Below are 19670 nucleotides of genomic sequence, written 5' to 3' on the forward strand. Positions count from 1 at the left end.
ACGCTCCTTTGAGGGGCATCAGCGTGGCGATCACGCCGGACGAAATCAAGCACGGTGATGTGACGACGCGCCCCGCCGCTAGAATGCGCCCATGAATTCCCTGCGCAGTTTCAAGGGCATCACGCCCACCCTCGGCCAGCGTGTCCATGTCGATCCCGCCGCCAGCGTGATTGGCGACGTGGTGCTGGGCGACGATGTCTCGATCTGGCCCGGTACGGTGTTGCGCGGCGACGTCAACCAGATCCGCGTCGGCGCCCGAACCAGCGTCCAGGACGGCACGATCGTGCACGTCGCCCATGCCGGCCCATACGGCCCGGGCTATCCGTGCGTGATCGGCGAGGGCGTCACCATCGGCCACGCCGCGGTGGTGCATGCCTGCACCATCGGTGACTACTGCATGATCGGCATGCACGCGACCGTGATGGACGGCGCGGTCGTTCACAAGTACGGCTTCGTCGGCGCCGGCAGTCTCGTGTCACCGGGCAAGGTGGTGGGCGAACGGGAGCTGTGGCTGGGCAATCCCGCGCGATTCGTGCGCCTGCTCACTGAGCGCCAGATCGAGCAGCTGCATTATTCGGCCGACCATTATGTGCGGCTGAAAGACGAGTACCTGGCCGCCGGCTGACGTCGCATGCTGTTCTCTGCCACGGCCGGGCCGCACCGTGCGATTACAGCGCCGCGGCGTTCGTCCGGCGGATGCGCTCGGCTTCGGCTTCGTGCTGGCGGGTCAGGACGTTGCGCGCGGCGGCGAGCTTGCCGCCAAGCAGGGACAGGGTGAAGTTGTTGCTGTCGAATTCGCGCAGCAGGTCGATCTCCCGTCGCGCCTCCTCGAGCTCCTTGCGGTTGATCGTGCGCTCGATCTCCACCGAGGCACGTGCAAACGATTCACGCAGCGCGTCCTGGGCCGTGCGGTTGTCCGGCTCCAGCTGCAGCACGCTGAGGTAGAACTCGAACGCATTGCTGCCGGCCGGCGCCACCAGCCTGCCGTCACGCATCGCATCGCGAGCCAGCCCGAGCAGGATCGCGCTGCCGCCCTGTGCCCCGTCGTCCACCGCTCCACCCGCGTCGGCGGCCGATGAAACCGGATCATCGCTCACGACATTCGCGGCGGCCCGGCTGTGCCAGAAAATGCCGGCAGCGGCGACCAGCACCAGCGATGTGAGGATCACCAACGCGTACCGGAACGATACCGTCGAAAGAAAACGGAACATGGCACCTGCCGCAGGAACGGTCACCGCGCGCTGAAGCTTGCGTCATCGACGCGCTCCCGGCGGATGGCGGCACGTTAGCGGCGCCGTGTTTCAGTCGTGTGGCGTGCCGCTTCCGTTCGAGGTCGTGGCTGCTTCCAGTTGCGCCAACCAGGCCAGCGCATGGGCACGATCCGCCCCGCACATGGCCGCTTCCGCGCGCAGGTTGCCGCAGACGGCGGGGCGCTCCGGGCTGCCGAAAATCGCGCAACGATGGTCGTCGGTGAGCTGTACGCATCGCACGCCGGCGGGTTTGCCGTTCGGCATGCCCGGAATCGGCGAGCGAATTCCCCATTACTCGTACATACTTTCGCCAAAAAACGGAAACGAGCCCAAGTAACACACTTTGCCCAAGTAGCGCGTGGACAAATCTTCTGAGCTTGCCCGGGTTTGATAGACACCTATCCTGAGCCGCAAGGTTCACCAAGAAAGGTGTCGTCATGTCCGACGTATACGTCGTCGCTTTACCAAAGAGTTCAAGGCCCGCGCGGCGGCCATGGTGCTTGAGCAGGGCCAATCTATCGCCCGTGTCTGCATCGTCTGGATCTGGTTGACAGCGCCCTGAGGTGCTAGATCGGTGAGGCCAAGGGGTACCAGGCCGGCCGGCGGCCGGTCGCAGGGGTGGCTGCCTTGGTTGGAGTGGTGGAGGGGCCCCGGCACCGGCCCGCGCAGAACATGGTTCGTGTTCCCTAAACCTTGGTGTGAGTTCAGTGGAAGCTGGCTGAGCCGCACCGCGGTGCCTCCATGGCACAATGCCAAGAATTTGATTCCGAACGATTCGGATAGAGGGGCATTCAAGGAATGCTCTGGGGGGAGCCAAGCGAGTGACTACCGGAACCAGCGAAGTTAATTCGGCTGAAGGAATTTCCTTTCCTACAAGTGCATGGGTGCGCTTACTAAGGAGCTATGGGCCGACCTCGAACAACCTAACGATGTTCGATGAGTACGTGATTGGCGCGATTGGGCGGGCAAAAGTCCAACCCATCAGCCTTTCTACGCCGCTACTCAACGACATGATTCGGCATATAGAGTCGAGGGTAAAAGGCTCGCTCTTGATTGCCGGCACCGCGGGTGATGGCAAGACCTATCACTGCCGAGCCCTATGGGCCTACATGGGTGGTGATCCGAAGGTCTGGGCGGGCAAGGGGAACGTGAAAGAACATCGCTTGGCGGACGGTCGCCTTGCCGTGTTCATCAAAGACCTCTCCGAGTTCAACGGCCAGGAAAGCGACTTGCCGTTGCAGCGCCTCGAAGAATCGGTTCTGGGCGGCGATGACTCCGAAGTCGTGATCCTGGCCGCCAATCATGGGCAGATGCTCGACCGCCTGCGCGACCTAGGTAAGCGGCAGGGCCGCGTCCATCCGCTGCGCAAGCCTTTGCAGGAGCACTTCCTGCAGGCCGGCCCCGCGCCTGACCGGTTAGCCGTCTTCGACCTCAGCCGCTCTACCAACCGGAAGACCCTCGATGAAGTCACTAAGGCTGTGGCCGAGCATCCCGAATGGGCCAACTGCTCGCGCTGCTCTTTGAAGGCTGGCGGAAAGGTTTGCCCAATCGACGAGAACCGCCGCCGTCTTCTCGGCGAAACCGATGACAGGCAACTCGCGCGCCGGCTTGGCGACTTGGTCGAGATCGCCCGCCTCAACGGGCTGCATCTTCCGGTGCGCGACTTGCTGGCCCTGTGCTCCAACATGGTCCTCGGTTACGCCGACGCCAAGGGTGCCAAAGAGAACCTGATGACTTGCGCGGACGTGCCCAAAATCCAAGAGGGCGGGCATATTGGCAAGGCCAGCGTATACGCCAACGCCTTCGGGGCGAATCTGTCCAAGCGCAGGGCAGCCGACCGCCCCGTCTTCAAGGCCATGGCAGGCTTCGGCGTCGGCGAAGAGACCACCAACGGGGCTGATGGCCTGCTGGTCTACGGCAAGGATGATTCGAGGCTGCAGGGCGACTTCGCGCGCCTGGTGGCCAGCGACCCCATCTACGGCGCGACGGCGAACTACCTGGCGGCCCAAGACGACTACCTGGAAGGCTATGAAGGTGCTCGGTTGGACGGCGGCGCGGCCGAGTTCATGGAGATGCTCGAAGACCAGCGCCGTAGGCTCTACTTCACGCTGCCCCAGGACGAGGCCGGCTACTCGCACTGGGCCATGACGGTCTTCCGTTACGCGGGCGATTACCTTGAGATGATCGACACGCTGGTCGAGAACAAGAAGCAAGTCAATGAAGCCGCCCGCGCGCGTATCGCCAAGGGCCTCAACCGCGTCTTGACGGGCCTGCTGTTGGAGAACTCGGATCGGATCTTCATCGCGAGCTCCGGCGGCTTCACGCAGAGTCGCGTGAGCGTGCTTTGCGACCACGAGATCACAGCCAGGCGGCAGCAGGGGATCGGCATGGGCTTTCGGCTCAACGCCACGACGGGGAGGCCCTTCCTGGAGGTTCAGTTAGCGCAAGGCGCGGCCAACCGCGTGGTCTTCGATCTCACGCCGATCCGCCACGAGTTCCTCTCGCGCGTCGCGGAGGGTTCGCTGCCCGCCAGCTTCTCCAACGAGTGCCTTGAAGATCTGCTGGCCTTCAAGGCAAAGCTGCTGCGCAAGGCGGAGACCGCTCGCAAGAACGGCGTCGCGGACGACGATGAGGTCGGCGACGAAGACTCGGCCATGACGCTCGATTTCATCGACATCGAACCGGGCGGCCGCGGCTTGATCCGTCCCGTGACTGTGAGGGCCCCGGCATGAGCGAGATTATCCGGCGGCCCGAGATCAAAAGCGTCGACTTCTGCGTCGACGAGAACATTTGGGGGCACCGCCTCTACGACGAGCAGCTCCCCCATTTGACGGTGCTGGAGTTCCTGGGCGTCCTCGGCTCGAACGTAGCCAAGCCTCTTCGGCCCCATGACGGCCTGGACGGCGCGGTCAAGTTCAAACCGCAGCGCCAGATGCGTTTGCGCGGGCTGCTCTTCAATAATCCTTACATCGAGTCCATCGCGGAGAACAAACTCCCCGACGAGGAGAAGTGGCGCCAGTGGCTGGAGAAGTTCGGCCAAGGGAGCACAGGCAACGGCGATGGCATCGCCGACGTGGCCTACCTGCGCGAATCGTTCACCAGTTTCGACGATTTCGCCAAAGCGATCGAGCTGCTGCGATCCTCGTCTTTCGAGTCGCGTAGCAACAAGCGCTGGAGCTCGAAATTCGTCTTCCCCTTCGGTCCCGACGCTCTCTACGAGGACCTGCAAATCGATGCGAAGGGCAACATGAGCAACGATCGGCGCTTCTTCGCGCGCACGGGCGAGCTGCTCTATTTAATGCTTACACGCGCCAAGAAGGGTGCTGAGCTAGGCGATCTGTTGGCCAAGCGACTCTTCGAGCGCTCGGCCCCCATGAATCGGCTCACTCGCGCGCTGCAAGGCACGCCACAGCTGCCCGAGGAGCCGCGCGTGTCCGGCTACCTGCCAGAAGTCTCAAACCCGCGCTTCGATCAGATTTGCGAGGACTGGCTGGCGATACTGTCGAGGGACATCCCTGTCTACGACGCGCTCGAACACTTGATCGCGATCACGGGCCTCAACATGCTGCTTTACTTCTTGGAGCGCGCGAAGCGCGCCGCTGGTGACGATGAGCCAGTCGAGTTCGTCTGCGAAATCGTCTCTAGGGACGGACGCAAGGTGCGCGCGCTCTCCGGCGACAGCTACCTGGCGAACCAGGGCTACCCCGAGAAGGCGATCCGGGCGCACATCGAATCGATCCGCCGCGAGAAGGCTTGGATCGACGCCGGTTCAGCGGAATTTCCGGATGCCGAACGCGTGAAGCTTTTGCGGGAAGCCTTCCAGTGGCCGCCGGTGGACGCCAAGGACGAAGAGGGCTATTCAAGCCGCAACCCCGACGACTTGGTCTCCAAGCTTGTCGAGCTCGCGCTGCCACGGCACGGCCAACACGTCGGCAAGATCCACGCGGCGTGGTCGCGCGCGATCGGCCTGAGCTCGCGCAGGCTCTCGCGGCGTTATCGCTATGCGCCCAACGACCGGCTTCTCAAATCCATCGTGATCGCAATCGTCGGCGACCGCATGCAGTTCGATGAGTTCCTGATCGAGGCCAAGCGCCGCTATGGTCTGGTGATCGGCGACGCCGAAGGTGCGCACCTAGTGGAGGCCAAATCCATCGACCAAGCGGAGCTCAGCGAAAACCGCGACAACCTGGAAGCCCGGCTTGTCGGCCTGGGCCTGGTGCGCCGGCTCTCGGATTCCTGCTCGTTTGTTGAAAACCCGTTCGTGTCTGAGGTAGATGCCGCATGTTGACCGATCGCATCATCGGCCGCGTCGGCGCGGAGATCCTCGCCAAGTGCCTCGCCAACCCTGCCCAAGTGGGCGATTCCGTCGCGCTCTTCCGGCTAGACAAGCTCTCGGCCAGTCAGGTCGCCGCTGTGGCGCGCTCGGTCATGGGCAAGCCCGACCTAGTCGCCCGGATGGATCTGATGATCCCCGAAGCTTTGGTGGAGGGCCAAGGCTTGCCGCCGGAGATCCTGATCCAGCAAAACGCCGGCTACGTGCGCAACAACGCCGAGACCGAGAAGGAGGCGATCCTCACCGCCAGTGGCAGCGAGCACAACCTCTCGGACACGCTCGCGTATGTCACGCCCATCGGCGCCAAGGAGATGCGCTCCGACGCCCAGCCTTGGGTGGACGCGGCGCTGCACACTGGCGGCCTCTCGCCCGTGGCGGACGACCGCGCGGTCTTCCACGCGGCCATTGGAGGTCTTCTCAGTGCCTCGGAGCCCTCTCTCGTGCAGCTCGGCGAGTTTTGCGCCGAAATCGTCGAGGGCATTTCTACCCGAGGCTTGCCGATCCGCGACGCGGTGGGCTATGCGCTACCGAGAGCGGGGTTGCCTAGGGACAGCGGATATTTCTCCAACGCGAAGACGTTCGGGATAGCGCGCGGCCCATGGCAAAAAGCCTTCTTGAAGCTTCTCTCCCAGCGCGCCCCACTGCTAAGGAAGCTTCGCCAGAACGGCCAGCCGCTTGATGCGGATGAGTTGGTCGAGCGCATCGAAGCCAACGTCGCCGAGATCGCCGAAGGTGCGCGTCAGGCATTGGAAGCCTTCGCCGCGGCGCCGGTGGGCGACCAAGAGGCCGCCGCGGCGCTCGCCCAGTTCGAATGGGAGTCCGATGGCGTCTACCTAGCCTTCGACAAACCCAAGGAGAGGCAGCAGGGCTTGGCGGACACGACACTGCGCTACTTCGACCACGATTGCGACGAAGAAAATGCTTTGGAACCGGAGGGCCGCAAGCTCCTCGAAGAGTTGAAGTCGCGCGAGCGGCGAGCCGAGTTTACGCCCGAGGACGAGGAGTTCTTCGCCACGCACCGGCGCTTCCTAGAGCGCGACTCCAAGCTGCTGTCGCGCTGGGAAAAGGCGCTGTTCGGCAAACCGATCGAGTGCAACGATTTCTTCAATGGATTCGCGCGGGTGGTCAACAACTTGCATGCAGGCCTCGAAGACGCCGAGGGCGAGCGGTTCTTGCGCTTCACCGTCAACAAGGGCCGGACCGAATGGCGCGAGCGCTTCAACCATGATGCCGGCTGCTTCTTCTCGGCCATGTATCGGGGCTTGCGGGACTTGATGGGAGCCAAGGTCGATTGGAAGGTCACGCGCATGACCGCGGCCGATCTGCCGGATCCTCTATTCGACTTCGAGCGCTTCATCGCCAAAGAGCGCGAGATCGCAGAGAGCCGAAAAAGAAAGTTCAAGGCCGTCACCTCCCTCGCTCGCCAGGCGATGCAGATCAAGTTCGACGTCGAGCTGTTGAAGGTGGCTGGCGGCGTCGAGACGAAGATCAGCAAGACTCAGCTCCTGTGGAGCTACAAGCCCACCTCGATCGGCCTGTCGATGGTCGCAGACATGCGCCGCCTCTTGGATAAGGGCGCGGTGGGCTGCACGGAAGTCCCACGCCGCTTGGTGAGCAAGAAGGGCGGGGTGCAAAACGTCTCGCTGCTCGACACCGGCACCTTGGAGGCTACCTACTCCACCGATGCTGGCTCGCTTGTGCCCGCCGCCAACAAGCTCCGCAGCTTGCGGGCTGACATCAAGGCCCGGATCAAGGACCTCGCGGATGAAGGCCGCCTGACTCAGGCGCAGCGCGACGAGGTTCGGGGTTCGTGGGACGCGTTCGAGGCGGACTACATCAAGGCGATGGATGACTTCGTCTCCACTGGCCTGCACGGCGAGGCCGTCATGCGCCAGGCCGAGTCCTTCGGCACGCTGCTGAACACGCTGATGGTCCATGCGCGCGGCGATGTTTGCCGCTCGCGCCTGGTCTCCGAGATCCTGTCGGTGGGCACGGTCCGCGTGGCCGGCGACAACCCCTCGCTGATCATCCCGCCGTGGCACCCGGAGCGCATGAAGGCTTTGGCCGTAAAGTCCCGCCGCGTGGCGGGCTTCGCAACCCATTTGCTCTCCAGCGGTAGCATCCTCTACGGGGACCGCGATATCTTCATGCGCGAACTCACCGATGAGATCGCCCATCCGTTCTATCCGGAGATCGCAGTCCTCAGCAAAGGCGGCTCGCCCAAGTTGGTCTGCGAGAGCAGCACGGTCAATGGCTACAGCCTCATGGAGGCACCCATTCGGGGCGACGAGGACGCCATGACCGACGTGGATCCTGCGGCCGCGGCCAAGCAGGCGCGCGAACTCTTGGAGCGCTACGTTGGCCTGCAGCCCCACGAGGCTTCAAACCTAAGCATCGTGCTCTACAACGCCGATGCGGCCGAGCTACCACTGGCGACGGTGCGCGAGCTTTCCTCGATTCAGGAGGACGGGAATCTCCAATGCAGCGTGTCAGTGCGCCATACCAACCAGGCAAAGCTTCGCAGCGTCTACGGAGAGCTAGTCAACAAGACCGGCGACGATCCGGATCTGCCCGTGGTAAGCGAGACCAGCGACAACTTCATCTCGAAGCTGCGCATCGCGGTCACTCCGATCTCGGCGACTCCCGGCGAAAGCGCGCAAGGTTTCAAAGCCTTCGACGTGGCCTTCCTTCATGACGTGGTCGCTCGCTCGGCCAAGGAGGAGTGGCTACCCGTCGCTTGGACGAACGACCGCCCGAGCCTGGAACACGCGCCTTCGCGTTGGTCCTATCGGAGCGCCTCCGGCGAGGACGAACTCAAATCGACCACGTTCCTGACCTGCCCGTGGCAGACAGCTTCGGGGTGGGCCTACGTCACCGCCGTAGCTGCTGTCTGCAACCAGACCGATGCCTTCCCCGACAAGCGCTTCTTACCGGCCCGGCGGATCTCCCTGCAAAGCAAAGATCTGGCCGCGTTGATCAAGGACGCCCACGACCTGGCCGAATGGGTCGCCACCTACGACGAGTTGCTCGACAAGCGCCAGCTTCAGCACAACGGCATCACCGTCGTCCGCTACCGCCGCGGCTCCACCAATGGCCGCAACATGATCGTTAGCTCGACCTCCGAGCTCCGGCTGCTTGGTGTGCTGGTGCGCCGCCGCCTCGATGAATTGAAGCTCCGCCTCACGTCTGAGGAGGTTGGCAAAACCGCGGACAAGGCCAAGCGCGATGCACTCTCGGTCTCCGGCGACATCGTGCTGCGCGCGGCAAAGCGGGGCATCTCCGCGGGCGAAATGATCGGCCTAGTTCTCAGCCGCCATCTGTTGGCAGAGGAGTTCAAGGCGCAAGCGAGCGGGGGCCCGGTCTTGACGGCCTACTTCCTGCTCGACGACTACGCGAGCTGGCTCTCGCAGCCGGAGAGCCGCATCGCCGACATCCTCGCCATCAATGTCGAGGAGAATGAAGAGGGGATCCGCGCCGTCATCTCGATCGTTGAATCGAAGTACGTCGGGGTCGATGGCCTGGCTGCGGCGCGCCGCAGCTCAAAGGACCAACTGCTGCAGACGTTGGACAAATTTCGGGAGGCGCTCTTTGGCGACCCGGGTCGACTCGACCGCGACGTTTGGCTCGCCCGCCTTGCTGACATGCTCATCGACGCTGATATTCCGCCGGGGATGACCGGCCTGATGGAGCGCGCCCGCTCGAAACTTCGCGAGGGGGATGTAGAGATCTCGCTACGCGGCTATTCTCAAGTCTACGTCCATACCTCGGACGCAGGCTCTGGGTCAGTCTCCGAGCAAGAGTCCCTGTTGGACGAGAGCGGCGTAAAAGCCTGGCAAGAGGTCTTCGATCGAGAGGATCTGAGAAAGCTGGTCGAAGCCTACGCGAAGAACGCGGGAAGCCTGGATGCACGAGCCGGCCTCGGCCCTCACGAGCCTTGGTCAGGCCATAATTTCAAGAAGCCCGCGCCTCGCGTGCCATGGCTCTCGGCCATGGGTCAACTCGCCAATGGAGCAGGCGAGGCTGCCATGGAGGCGGCTGCGGATGAAGCCCTAGTTTCGGGAGAAACCAGCACCCCGGTGCAAGAGCCTCCGACTCCTGCGCAAAGCCCGGCCGAAGCCAGCGCCGCGCCACGGGCTTCGGCCCCCACTCTCGCGCCCGCTCCGACCGCAAGCTTCGGATCGGCTCTCGCTGAGCTCGTCGCCTCCAAGTTCGCGGGCGGCGCGCAATCCGATGCTGAACGGGAGGAGTGGGCCATGGAGGTCACTAAGAAGCTCAAGGCCGCGCTCAACAGCTATGGCCTGCAGGCTGCCGTCCTTGGCACGCGCCTGACGCCCAATGGCTGCCTGGTGCGCCTAGCAGGCTCCGACCGGTTGCGCGTCGAAGACATCGAAAACAAGCGTACCCAGCTTCTGACCACGCATGCGATCAGTCTGGTCACAGTTCAGCCTAAGCCTGGCGAGATCGTGGTGACGGTCGCCGGCTCCAAGCGCCAAGCGGTGTCGCTATGGGAGCTGTGGTCACGTCGTGAGCTCAATCGCAATGTTGCTGGTATCAATACGTCCTTCCTTTTAGGGCTCCAAGAAATCAACGGTGCGCTGCTGTATCTGAATCTCGGCGCGGAGTTCGGTGGACTCTCATCCCACGAGCCACATTCTTTGGTGGCAGGCGCGACCGGCAGCGGCAAGTCGGTACTGATTCAGGCGCTGCTCTTGGACATCGCCGCGACAAACCCGAAGGATCTGGCGCAGATCATCTTGATCGATCCGAAAATGGGCGTGGACTACGCCCCCTTGGCCGACTTGCCACACATGCGCGACGAGATCGTCACCACCAAGGAGAAGGCGAGCGAAGTGCTCGAAGCATTGGTGCAGGAGATGGAGGATCGCTATCGCGCGTTCGCTAAGGCGCGCGCGCGCGATCTGCCCACCTACAACTCGAAGGTCTCGGCTGCTGAGCGCCTGCCCATGTTGTTTCTCATCCACGACGAGTTCGCAGATTGGATGCTCGACGACGCCTACAAGGGCGCGGTCGGTGCGGCCGTGCAGCGCCTGGGCGTCAAGGCCCGAGCGGCAGGCATCCACCTGATATTCGCAGCCCAGCGCCCCGACAAGGACGTGATGCCGATGCAGCTTCGCGAGAACCTCGGCAACCGCCTCATCTTGAAGGTGTCAAGCGAGGCGACATCGAAGATCGCGCTGGATCGGCCGGGCGCCGAGCTGCTGCTGGGTCGGGGCCACCTGGCAGCCAAGCTCAACGGCGAGCAGGGCCTGGTTTTCGCGCAAGCCCCATTCCTGTCGGACCAAGACATCGAAGCCGCTGTGGCTGCCATCGCCGCTGACAACGAAAGCAAGGGAGGCGCCAAATGAAGGTCGAAGAAGCGACAGAGACGATAGCCAAGTTCTTCAACGACTTGATTGGCGCGTGGGTGCCCGGTGCCGTCTTGGCAGTCGGCCTGGCGCTTACGCATGTTGGGCCGACGCAGCTCCAATCGATCTTCAAGCTCGGCGAATCGACCTCGGCTGCCCTGACATTTGCAGGCATCCTTTTCGCAATCGGGCATGCGTTACTTGCCCTTCACGAGCAGATCTTAAAAAGGCTGCTCTCCAAAGTCAGATTTTCCAAGCCCTTCGATGAAGCGGGGGCGATGAGGCGTCAGTCTTACGAGTGGTTCGCCGAGCTGGTCAAAGCCCAGCAGGCCGGGCCGGGCGCAAAGAATTGGAGCTACAACGACCTGCGGAGCGTGGCGCTTTCGGTTTCCGCCGAGGCCGCTTCGATGGGCCGCAGATTCATGTTCATCTCGTTGCTGTGCAATGGCGTGGGGACCGCGCTGACGATCCTCGCATTCGACTTTGCCGCCTGTTCTTTGCTCTCGCCCAAGCTGCTGTTCGCCTACGACCATGCAGCCCCTTGGCCTGTGCAGGCGCTATTGCTCCTAGGCATAGCGTTGGCGCTCTTCAAGAACGGTGAAGTGTTCTACAACCGCGCGATGGCGACTCCCTTTTCGATCGCGGTCGCCGAGCTGAAATTCAAGAAGGACGCCAATGCTGGCAAAACCGCCCCCACCCCTTAGGAGGATCTACCTGGCCGGCGGGTTCAGATCAAATTGGCAGGCCCTCGTGGCCACCCGTTTGGCCGGATCGTTTGAGTTGCTCGACCCAAGCGCGCACAACATTCCGGACCCCGCCGAATACACGCGATGGGACCTGGAGGCCATTCGCCAATCCGACATCGTCTTGGCCAACATGGAGGCCTCCAACCCGGGCGGCTATTCGCTGGCATTGGAGGTCGGATTCGCGAAGGCCTTGGGCAAACGGATCTTCATGGTCGATCAGGTCGGTGATTCCTCGGTGCGCCGCTACTTCGAAATGGTTCGCCAGTGCTCCGAGCACGTCTTCCCGACGCTCGGCGAAGCCCTCGATCACCTGTTGTTGATCGACTGAAGAGACCGCCAATGCCTGCTACGCCATGGAATGAATGCCTGAAACCCGGGACGCCCGAATATCTTCGCGCTAAGAAAGAGGGCCGGTCAAAGCTGGTGTCGATCAAGCATATCGTCGACTACTACTACGGGATGAATGGCTTCGCTAATCCTAGCCCGCTAGAGGGCGTGGCAGTGAATTCTTTTCGCCAGCCCAAATCAGCCAAGGAGCCTTCCATTCGCGAGGCTATCTGCCATCATTTCGCCTGCGATGGTGTCCCACCGGCTATCCATGACGTGACGCAGGGCCGCCTGCGAGACCTGCTTGCCGACGCCTACCGCGTCCAGGGCCTCTGGCAGGAGGCGTCGGGACAGCTCACTGCCCGCGCCGGAGATGTGTCGTACGCCAAACTCTACGAGGCCGTATTGGCGCTGGCAGACGGGGCGACAACCGATCGGCGCTGACCAGGCCGCCGACCGGTGTGATCAGCCGAAAGCAGGCGTCGACTGGCAGAATTCGCCACCCGAAGCGGACTTATGTCATCGTTGAGAGAGGAGCAATCAAGCCCAGAAAGACGGCCCCATGACGAATGCCTCTCTGGCCCGTAGCAGCGCTACTATGATCTCGTTACCTAACACTGTAGGCCCCGCGGTTGGCGAGGTCATGACACCCACTTTTGTTGGTTTTCGGTACACGGATGCAAACCCTATTCGAGTCGCAGCTGGCTACCGCGGAACAGCTTCCGTCAAATTCCGACCGCTTCTATCACCTGCAGTCGATCTTGCGATCGCTTTATCAACTTAGTGCAGTCACCGCACTTGAGCTGGTGCGCGAACTGACTCCCGACGTCAGCGACAACTCGGCCTTGGCTAGCCTCGCGCGGCGATTCAACCAGCCGACTGACGGCTTGCCCGTTGAGATTCTAGAGGTCGCGACGCCAATCGCGCGCAGCCTGATCGCGCGCATATATCACAAGGGCTGGTTTGAATTCGACGAAGCATATGGCAACACGCTCGCCACGGAAGCTTCAGAGTGGGTGAGCTTTCGCAATAAGAAGCCTGGCCATGGTGTCGTCAGTCGCGCCGACATCGAGCTATGGACCCCTCGCCTGGCGACGTTTGCGCGGCGAAGCTTGGACTGCTTCGGACCGACATTGCCACGCCTATCGGCGAGCGGTTCACCCATCATCCAGATTGGGTCAACCATATTGCCCATCCGCACACCGGTCGTCCATGGCGGGTCTCTATACGTCATCAGTGGAGTGGCTTGTCGTAAGGGCCTATGGAAACTGGATGGGCAGACAGTCGACTGGGCAGAATCGACTTCCTTCACGATAGACCTTCCAGCTAGTTCGATTTTCGAGGAGTTGGCGTCCAACTTTCCTGAGCGTTTCGACATCCGGCCGCTGGAGTTTGAGGGTCGTCCGCATTGGGTGTACTCGAACGTACCGGTCCGCCAGACCAGCGTGTTTGAAGGCCGTACCCATGAGCTCAGCGCGCTTGCCGAATGGCTGGACGATCCGACAGGGTTGCCGCAGTGCCTGATCTTCGGCGATGGCGGGTTCGGCAAGACTACGCTAGCACTCGAGTTCCTCAATCGGTTGCTGGAGGGCAGTGAAACGTCGTCGTCTCCGCCGCCGAGCGTCATCAGCTACTACTCCGCAAAGATGACGCGTTGGTCCGACGAAGGAGTCGTGCACCTACGGGGCGTCTCCGATGCTATGGAAGAATGCGTCCGCGAGGCGCTGTTCTGCCTAACCCCGGTATTGGAGAAGGAGTATTACAAGCTTAGCGGAGCCGCGCTGGTCGATCGCGTGGCAGCTGAATTCCAGCAACAAGGTTTCAAACGCAGCGACATTCTGCTTGTGCTGGACAATACCGAAACTTTAGCAACCTCCCAAGACCAGGTTGCCGCCTTTGGCATGTTTCTGAAGCACATCGGCAGACGCTTGGGGCGGGTGCTCATCACCTCGCGTCGCCGCGAGTTCGTCGCTTTTGAGCCATTGCAGATTAGTTCGCTCTCCGATGATGAATGTACCTCTCTCATGCGCCGACTCGCCGACGAATACGGCGCAGCGGCCATAAAACAGGCAGGCGAGTCGACCCTGCGGCGTGCGGCCAAGCAGCTCGCTAACAAGCCGCTCTTGATCGACACGTTGGTCAAGTTTCTTGCACGCTCACCTGTTGGTATCGATCAGGCGATCGAGCAGGTGTTCCGCAAGACCAATGACCAACTGCTCGAATTCCTATACGCGGACGCGTGGTTGCGGATCAACGAACTCCAGCAGGATGTTTTCCTGGTCCTTGTGTCCGCTGCGATTCCTCTGGACAACCTCAGCGTTGCCGACGCCTGCGTATTAGCTGGAATTCAGCACCTCGAATTCCAGAAAGCGCTGGACGAGACCTATTTTGCGACCGTCACGGACTACGGTGACCGCTACGAGCTACAGGTCGTGGAGATGGCCGCTCGCTTCTTTGAACAGCAACTGCGCAAGCGCAGCGAAGCCGACCGTCGGCGCATCAAAGACTTTGCGCACAAGGTCGAAGTACAAGCCACCCGCCGCCAGCGGGTCGAGCGCATCTATCGCCAAGATCGGGTTGCCGAAGCGTTTCGCAGCCCGTTTGCCAAGGCAGCAAAGATCGCCACACAGCAGGGGGAGCTGGGCTTGGCCGAGGATAACTTTCGACTCGCGCTTGAAGAGGAGCCGATGAATGCGGCCCTGTACGACCGTTTCGCCTTCTTTCTGCTTAATCGTCGCCAACGCCCAGATCTTGCGCTTGTGCAAGCAGATAAGGCCGTCAAATTGGATGCGCGCAACGCGGACGCTTCAATGACTTTAGCGTTGTGTTGGTATCGCATGGGTGAGATCGACAAGGGCGATGCTGAGATCGAAGCCGCACGGCACAAGGGCAAGCCGGCGGCGCTTTGTGTGTTACGCATGGCGATTGCCCGCTTCCACGCAGTGAAGAAGGCACCATACGCGTCGGAGGCGCAGAAACGCTTGAAGGAAGGTCAGTTCCTAGTGAGTCAAGCCATGAAAACGCTCGAATCTGGGGACGACTTCTTCGTCAAAAACATGCGTGAAGCCCGCAAATACGAACAGCTTTTCCTAGATTTGGCTTATCGCATTCGTCGACGTGAAATCGAGACCGATGACGACATGTCGTATGGTTGACCAGCCTGCAAGTGGTGATTGTCTAATGCTCGCTCTTGCCCGATTCCGGTCCATGGACCAACGATGATCAAGATGCCGGCGCGCTGATCACGACCAATTGGTTCGATTGATCAACTTCGCCGGTGTGTGCATCCAACAACGTCTGCTTGGGTCGGAAACGACATTGAACGTTTGGGACCGGGCCAAGACTACGATTGGCTGGAGCTCGAATTCGGACCACCCGACCCAGCGATCAGCACATTCCGGTTGCCTCGGCTTTGGGATGACCCGTATATCCGCTGAAGCTGAGCGATACAGCGTGCACTTTCCAGCAATGGGTACGATTGCCGGTTGGGAAGGATTCGACAGCGGGCCGCAACAATTGGCCGGATTGAGAGCATTTCGGGTGGCCGGTTTCAGATCGTTATGGGTGGCCGGTTTGGATCATTAGGGGTGGCCGGTTTCGAATGGAATATGCAGCTCCTACCTGGCTGTCATCCTGCCCTTGGCGACGCTGCTTCGTTAGCACCCCCAGAAGTTCAAGATGAGCTACAGCTAAAAGGTGCAAAAAACCAAACAACTGAACAGTAACGCCAGCCCTTCTGGACACGGACGCCAGGCTCGCTGGACACTCGCGCCAAACCTGCTGAACACCGACGCCAGCCTGGACACAAAAGCCAACGTGATCACCCCGGGTCCGCCGGACCGTCCTTGCCCTTCAGTTTGCGCATCGATTCACCCTTCAGTGTCAGCTTAACGCTGCTATGGATCAGTCGGTCCAAGATGGCATCAGCGAGCGCCGGGTCATTGATGAAACCATGCCAATCCTTGACCGGCAGCTGACCGGCCATGATCGTGGCGCCACAGCCCACACGATCGTCCAGCAGCTCCAGCAGATCCGATCGCCCACGTGCCGTCAGCGGCGCAAGACCGAAGTCGTCCAATATCAGCAACTGCAACTTCGACAGCTGATGGCGCAGCCTCGCCAACGAGCCGTCGCCATGGGCGAGCTCCATGTCTTCCAGGAGACGCCCGACCCGGCGGTAGCCGACGGGTAATCCCCTACGTGCTGCCTGCACCGCCATCGCACAGGCCAGCCACGTCTTGCCGGTGCCGGTGTGGCCTGTGACCAGCAGGTTCTGCCGCCTCTCGATCCATTGGCAGGTCAACAGGTCAGCCATGACGGCGCGATCGAGCCCGCGCCCCGGACGATAGTCGATAGCCTCCGGTTCGGCCTGCAGCTTCAGCTTTGCGCTCTTCAGCAATCGGTGCAGCCGCTGGCTGTCGCGGTGGCTGGTTTCGGCATCGAGCAGATGTCCCAGCCGCTGCTCGAAGGCCAGCTCCAGATAGGCCGTTTGGCTGAGCTGATGTTCCAGGCCCGACAGCATGCCGGTCAGTTTCAGGCGGCGCAGTTGATCGATCGTGCATTGCAACGTCATGGGAGATTCCTTGTCAGGTGGCGTAATAGTCGGCGCCGCGCACATGCTCGTGTGCCGGCGTGGTGATGTCGGAAACGTCAGTGGCGAGTGCGGTTTTGTCGAGGTTGCGTTGCAGGATCGAGGTGACCGAGCTGATGCCGTGGGCATGCAGTTGCAACGCCCGCTGGCAGGCCGCCTGCAGTCGCTCCGTGCCATATTCGCGGGCGAGCCGCTGCAACCCACGTCCCGCCTGCAACGACAGGGCCGGGCGTCGGTGGTGGGCGATGTGCTGCTGCAGGAACTGCGCAACGGCACCGCCAGCAGACTGCGCCCACGCCAACACGGCGGCCGGCTGATCGTCCGCATAGTGCTGATGGGCCTTTGGCCGATGCTCAGGCAGCGTGCTGACGAAGCCGGGCACGGAAGATCGCGCGTGCAAAGCGACCCGCCGGTCACGGTGGAACACCGCGACCATGGCGGCCGTGGCTTTGAGGTTCACGGCGGACCCGACGAGGGTATGCGGCACCGAGTAATACTGCTCGTTCCAGCGTATGTGGTAGTCCTGCCCGACGCGCACGCCGATCTGCCAATCGGCATAGCCATACGGTTCCACTGGCAAGGGTTTCAAGGCGGGAGCATCGATCTCAACAAACAGCTGGTTACGACTTTTGCCACCCACCCCGCGCATCGGCTTGTCGTTGAGCGTGGCCAGGAGTTCGCTGATGGCCCGATTCAGATCGCTCAGTGTGGTGAAGGTGCGATGGCGCAGACGCGCCAGCACCCACCGCTGCACAATCTTCACGCCCAGCTCGACCGCGGCCTTGTCTTTCGGGCGTCTCACCCGAGTGGGTAACACCAAGGCGTCGTAGTGGACCGCGCACTCGGCATAGGTCGGATTGATGACCGCGCCTTCGCCGCGCTTGTGCGACGTCACCGCCGCCTTCAGATTATCGGGCACGAGAAACGTCGGTACGCCGCCGAAATGTTCCAGCGCTTTCACGTTCGCGGCGATCCAGTCCGGCAGTTTCTGACTGGGCACCGCACACGCGAAGGTTTTTCGGCTGGCTCCAAGCACGGCTACGAACAATTCCACCGGCGTTATCTCCCCAGTAGCGCGATCGGTCAGCCATGGCCGGACACCGGAAAAGTCCAGGAACAAGCATTCGCCGGGCCGATGGATCTGACGCATGACCAGACCCCGCGTGCGCTGGTAACGGGCCAGCCGGCGGCGGAATTCGCTCAGCGACAACACACCGGCATCCAGGCCGATCGCGTACTCCTCATGAAGCAGCGTGACGGTGACGCCACGCTTTTGTAGCTCGACGTGCACCTGCGACCAGTCTGGCTCGACGAAGGTGTGCACGAAGGCACTCTTGCCTGGCGTATTCAGCAGACGATCCAGGCTCGCTTCGTCCATGGCGCTGACACGCAGCCAGTCCCATTCCAGTTCCGTTAACCGGTTCCGGTAGCGCATCGCTGTAGTCGGCGAGATGTGTAGCGCTTCGCTGATGCGCCGATTCGACAACGCGGTCGTAAGCAGCAAGCGGCAGAGATCTTTGATAGGGGGCACGACGGAAGTTCTCCATGCACCCGGAGGCCCGTCACGCGGACAGCCGGGACCAAGTCGACCCTCTGTGGGTCGGCGCTTGACGTCGAGGAAGGCGGCATGGAGAATGCCAACAAGTCACTGTTCTGCATCTCCGAAGCCCCGAGCGCGCCAACGCCCGGGGTTTCTGCTTTTCCCCGTTCGGAATGACGAACGTAGGGTGGCTAGGTCATCACGACCTCCTGCCAGCGAGAGTCTTGCGCCGACGCGCGGATGCTTCGACACTGGCCAGTATTTGCGTTGTCGAGAAACCAGTGCATGTGATACCGTCGGCATGGTCAAGTGAGTAGGACGATAGCACACATGAGTAAGCTTTCAACTCTCAACGATAACGTGGTAATCGGTCACCGCCTCGCCGCGGCGCGGGAACGTGTGCGGCTGTCGCAGACCGAGTTCGCCGAGCGGTTGGGCATCTCGCCAAGGGCCTACCAGAACTACGAGCGTGGCGAGCGCGAGGCTCCTGCCACCGTGCTTCGGCTCCTTTACGAGACCTTCGGCATCGACCCGTTGTGGGTGCTGATTGGTCCGGGCACCGACCCAAGTGGACGGGATGCTGCCGTGTCGCCGGATCTGGTGGAGCAGATCGTGGTGGCGGTTGAGCAGCGATTGCAGCGTATCCGCAAACCCTTATCTCCGGAAAAGAAGGGGCGCGTGATCCGGTTGCTTTACCAACACTTCCGCGACAAGCCGTTTGATCCGGCCGGCGTCACCGACTATCTGACCTTGGCCGCCTGAGTGCATGAGCGACACAGGGCCAACCGATGGGCATATCGTGCCGCTGGCCGGACGACGCGCTTTGTCGAAAGGCGCCCCGTCCTCATCTGTTGAAGAGTTCGGCGCCCGGAGCACGCAAGAAGAAATCCAGTGGCTCTTGGGTCCCGAGGACGCATCGGCGTCGGAACCCGCGCCTGCCTCCGAATGGCTGACGGCAACCCAACTGCATGAGTACCGCGGTCCGCCGCCACACCACGCTAACGCCGAGGTCTGTCCTCAGTGCGACGACTGGACGTGGCGGCACAGCGAGCTCTGCGTGCACTGTGGGTTTAATCTGTTCGATTATTTTGATGAGATCGCATTCAAACAAGCGCAAGAGCAGCGCCGGATCGAACGCGAACGGATCTTGCTGTTTCTCCTCGTGCTGGTGGTCGGCAGCATTGGGGCGGTCGCGTTGTCCCGGGTGACCGGATCACCCTTCAGCCAATGGTTGCTGTTTGGCGGCCTCGGTGGATTGTTCGCCGCCGCGATGATTGGCAAGGAGATACCGCCATCGCTTTAGCGAGTCAGCCTCCTCAACCCGCGGTCACCGAGCCGAACATACCTACGGCTCCGTCAATCCGTTTTTTCTGTTGCACGCCAGGTAGGCCGGGTGCGCAATCTCGTGAATCGGTCGTTTCTTCCGAGGAGTTATCCTGCCGACTCCGACGTACCGTTGGACAGCCTGCGTATTCCGGTCTGACCGATCGAGCCCGTAATTACTAACCGCAAATCGA

15 protein-coding genes are annotated in these 19670 nt (G+C 61.8%); 11 read left to right on the forward strand and 4 right to left on the reverse strand.

The features are described from left to right. Positions 1-91: 91 nt before the first annotated feature. Complete coding sequence (locus ACVWWQ_RS12020; protein WP_099653293.1) at positions 92-625, forward strand: gamma carbonic anhydrase family protein; 534 nt, start codon at positions 92-94, stop codon at positions 623-625. Positions 626-668: 43 nt separating this feature from the next. Here the strand turns inward: ACVWWQ_RS12020 and ACVWWQ_RS12025 are convergent, their stop codons facing one another. Further along, positions 669-1211, reverse strand: coding sequence for an energy transducer TonB (locus tag ACVWWQ_RS12025; RefSeq protein WP_133949160.1), 543 nt, complete (start codon positions 1209-1211; stop codon positions 669-671). A gap of 90 nt (positions 1212-1301) precedes the next feature. Further along, positions 1302-1535, reverse strand: coding sequence for a proteinase inhibitor (locus ACVWWQ_RS12030; protein WP_133949158.1), 234 nt, complete (start codon positions 1533-1535; stop codon positions 1302-1304). Positions 1536-1698: 163 nt separating this feature from the next. On the opposite strand from ACVWWQ_RS12030, the gene ACVWWQ_RS12035 reads away from it, so the two are divergent. From ACVWWQ_RS12035 to ACVWWQ_RS12070, 8 genes are all read left to right on the forward strand, one after another. Further along, entirely contained in the window at positions 1699-1812 is a 114-nt protein-coding gene (locus ACVWWQ_RS12035) for a transposase (RefSeq protein WP_457383436.1), read from the forward strand. A gap of 367 nt (positions 1813-2179) precedes the next feature. Further along, positions 2180-3982 (forward strand): hypothetical protein, encoded by a 1803-nt coding sequence (locus tag ACVWWQ_RS12040; RefSeq protein WP_133949156.1) that lies wholly within the window; start codon positions 2180-2182, stop codon positions 3980-3982. After that, the gene (locus ACVWWQ_RS12045; RefSeq protein WP_133949154.1) at positions 3979-5538 is read left to right on the forward strand and encodes a hypothetical protein; all 1560 of its coding nucleotides are present in this window, start codon (positions 3979-3981) and stop codon (positions 5536-5538) included. Before ACVWWQ_RS12040 ends, ACVWWQ_RS12045 begins: the two co-directional genes overlap by 4 nt. Next, complete coding sequence (locus ACVWWQ_RS12050; RefSeq protein WP_133949152.1) at positions 5532-10949, forward strand: FtsK/SpoIIIE domain-containing protein; 5418 nt, start codon at positions 5532-5534, stop codon at positions 10947-10949. Before ACVWWQ_RS12045 ends, ACVWWQ_RS12050 begins: the two co-directional genes overlap by 7 nt. Next, positions 10946-11653 (forward strand): hypothetical protein, encoded by a 708-nt coding sequence (locus ACVWWQ_RS12055; RefSeq protein WP_133949150.1) that lies wholly within the window; start codon positions 10946-10948, stop codon positions 11651-11653. The genes ACVWWQ_RS12050 and ACVWWQ_RS12055 overlap by 4 nt, the downstream gene beginning before the upstream one ends. Next, complete coding sequence (locus tag ACVWWQ_RS12060) at positions 11625-12023, forward strand: nucleoside 2-deoxyribosyltransferase domain-containing protein (protein ID WP_133949148.1); 399 nt, start codon at positions 11625-11627, stop codon at positions 12021-12023. Before ACVWWQ_RS12055 ends, ACVWWQ_RS12060 begins: the two co-directional genes overlap by 29 nt. Before the next feature lie 11 nt (positions 12024-12034). After that, positions 12035-12466 carry a hypothetical protein gene (locus ACVWWQ_RS12065; protein ID WP_208321598.1) on the forward strand — a complete coding sequence of 144 codons (432 nt, stop codon included), beginning with the start codon at positions 12035-12037 and terminating at the stop codon, positions 12464-12466. Between the two features lie 233 nt (positions 12467-12699). After that, complete coding sequence (locus tag ACVWWQ_RS12070) at positions 12700-15177, forward strand: tetratricopeptide repeat protein (RefSeq protein ID WP_133949145.1); 2478 nt, start codon at positions 12700-12702, stop codon at positions 15175-15177. Positions 15178-15842: 665 nt separating this feature from the next. Here ACVWWQ_RS12070 and istB read toward each other — a convergent pair. Together istB and istA are read right to left on the reverse strand one after the other, a co-directional pair. Further along, positions 15843-16595, reverse strand: a complete 753-nt coding sequence (gene istB, locus ACVWWQ_RS12075) for an IS21-like element helper ATPase IstB (RefSeq protein ID WP_133949388.1) — start codon at positions 16593-16595, stop codon at positions 15843-15845. 13 nt (positions 16596-16608) lie between these two features. Beyond that, positions 16609-18144, reverse strand: a complete 1536-nt coding sequence (istA, locus tag ACVWWQ_RS12080; RefSeq protein WP_133949143.1) for an IS21 family transposase — start codon at positions 18142-18144, stop codon at positions 16609-16611. A 339-nt stretch (positions 18145-18483) separates the two neighbouring features. Here istA and ACVWWQ_RS12085 point away from each other — a divergent pair, with 339 nt between their 5' ends. Next, positions 18484-18915 (forward strand): helix-turn-helix domain-containing protein, encoded by a 432-nt coding sequence (locus ACVWWQ_RS12085; protein ID WP_133949142.1) that lies wholly within the window; start codon positions 18484-18486, stop codon positions 18913-18915. 4 nt (positions 18916-18919) lie between these two features. Beyond that, positions 18920-19456: a hypothetical protein gene (locus ACVWWQ_RS12090; protein ID WP_133949139.1), complete on the forward strand. Its 537-nt coding sequence runs from the start codon at positions 18920-18922 to the stop codon at positions 19454-19456. Positions 19457-19670 lie beyond the last annotated feature (214 nt).

The organism is Rhodanobacter sp. TND4EL1 (assembly GCF_054061035.1).

What these genes read in the sequence shown, in the direction of transcription:
- ACVWWQ_RS12055 (WP_133949150.1), top strand. Translation starts at nt 10,946, where the DNA reads ATGAAGGTCGAAGAAGCGACAGAGACGATAGCCAAGTTCTTCAACGAC.
- ACVWWQ_RS12070 (WP_133949145.1), top strand. Translation starts at nt 12,700, where the DNA reads ATGCAAACCCTATTCGAGTCGCAGCTGGCTACCGCGGAACAGCTTCCG.
- ACVWWQ_RS12045 (WP_133949154.1), top strand. Translation starts at nt 3,979, where the DNA reads ATGAGCGAGATTATCCGGCGGCCCGAGATCAAAAGCGTCGACTTCTGC.
- ACVWWQ_RS12085 (WP_133949142.1), top strand. Translation starts at nt 18,484, where the DNA reads ATGAGTAAGCTTTCAACTCTCAACGATAACGTGGTAATCGGTCACCGC.
- ACVWWQ_RS12060 (WP_133949148.1), top strand. Translation starts at nt 11,625, where the DNA reads ATGCTGGCAAAACCGCCCCCACCCCTTAGGAGGATCTACCTGGCCGGC.
- ACVWWQ_RS12090 (WP_133949139.1), top strand. Translation starts at nt 18,920, where the DNA reads ATGAGCGACACAGGGCCAACCGATGGGCATATCGTGCCGCTGGCCGGA.
- ACVWWQ_RS12025 (WP_133949160.1), bottom strand. Translation starts at nt 1,211, where the DNA reads ATGTTCCGTTTTCTTTCGACGGTATCGTTCCGGTACGCGTTGGTGATC.
- ACVWWQ_RS12040 (WP_133949156.1), top strand. Translation starts at nt 2,180, where the DNA reads ATGTTCGATGAGTACGTGATTGGCGCGATTGGGCGGGCAAAAGTCCAA.
- istB (WP_133949388.1), bottom strand. Translation starts at nt 16,595, where the DNA reads ATGACGTTGCAATGCACGATCGATCAACTGCGCCGCCTGAAACTGACC.
- ACVWWQ_RS12020 (WP_099653293.1), top strand. Translation starts at nt 92, where the DNA reads ATGAATTCCCTGCGCAGTTTCAAGGGCATCACGCCCACCCTCGGCCAG.
- ACVWWQ_RS12065 (WP_208321598.1), top strand. Translation starts at nt 12,035, where the DNA reads ATGCCTGCTACGCCATGGAATGAATGCCTGAAACCCGGGACGCCCGAA.
- ACVWWQ_RS12050 (WP_133949152.1), top strand. Translation starts at nt 5,532, where the DNA reads ATGTTGACCGATCGCATCATCGGCCGCGTCGGCGCGGAGATCCTCGCC.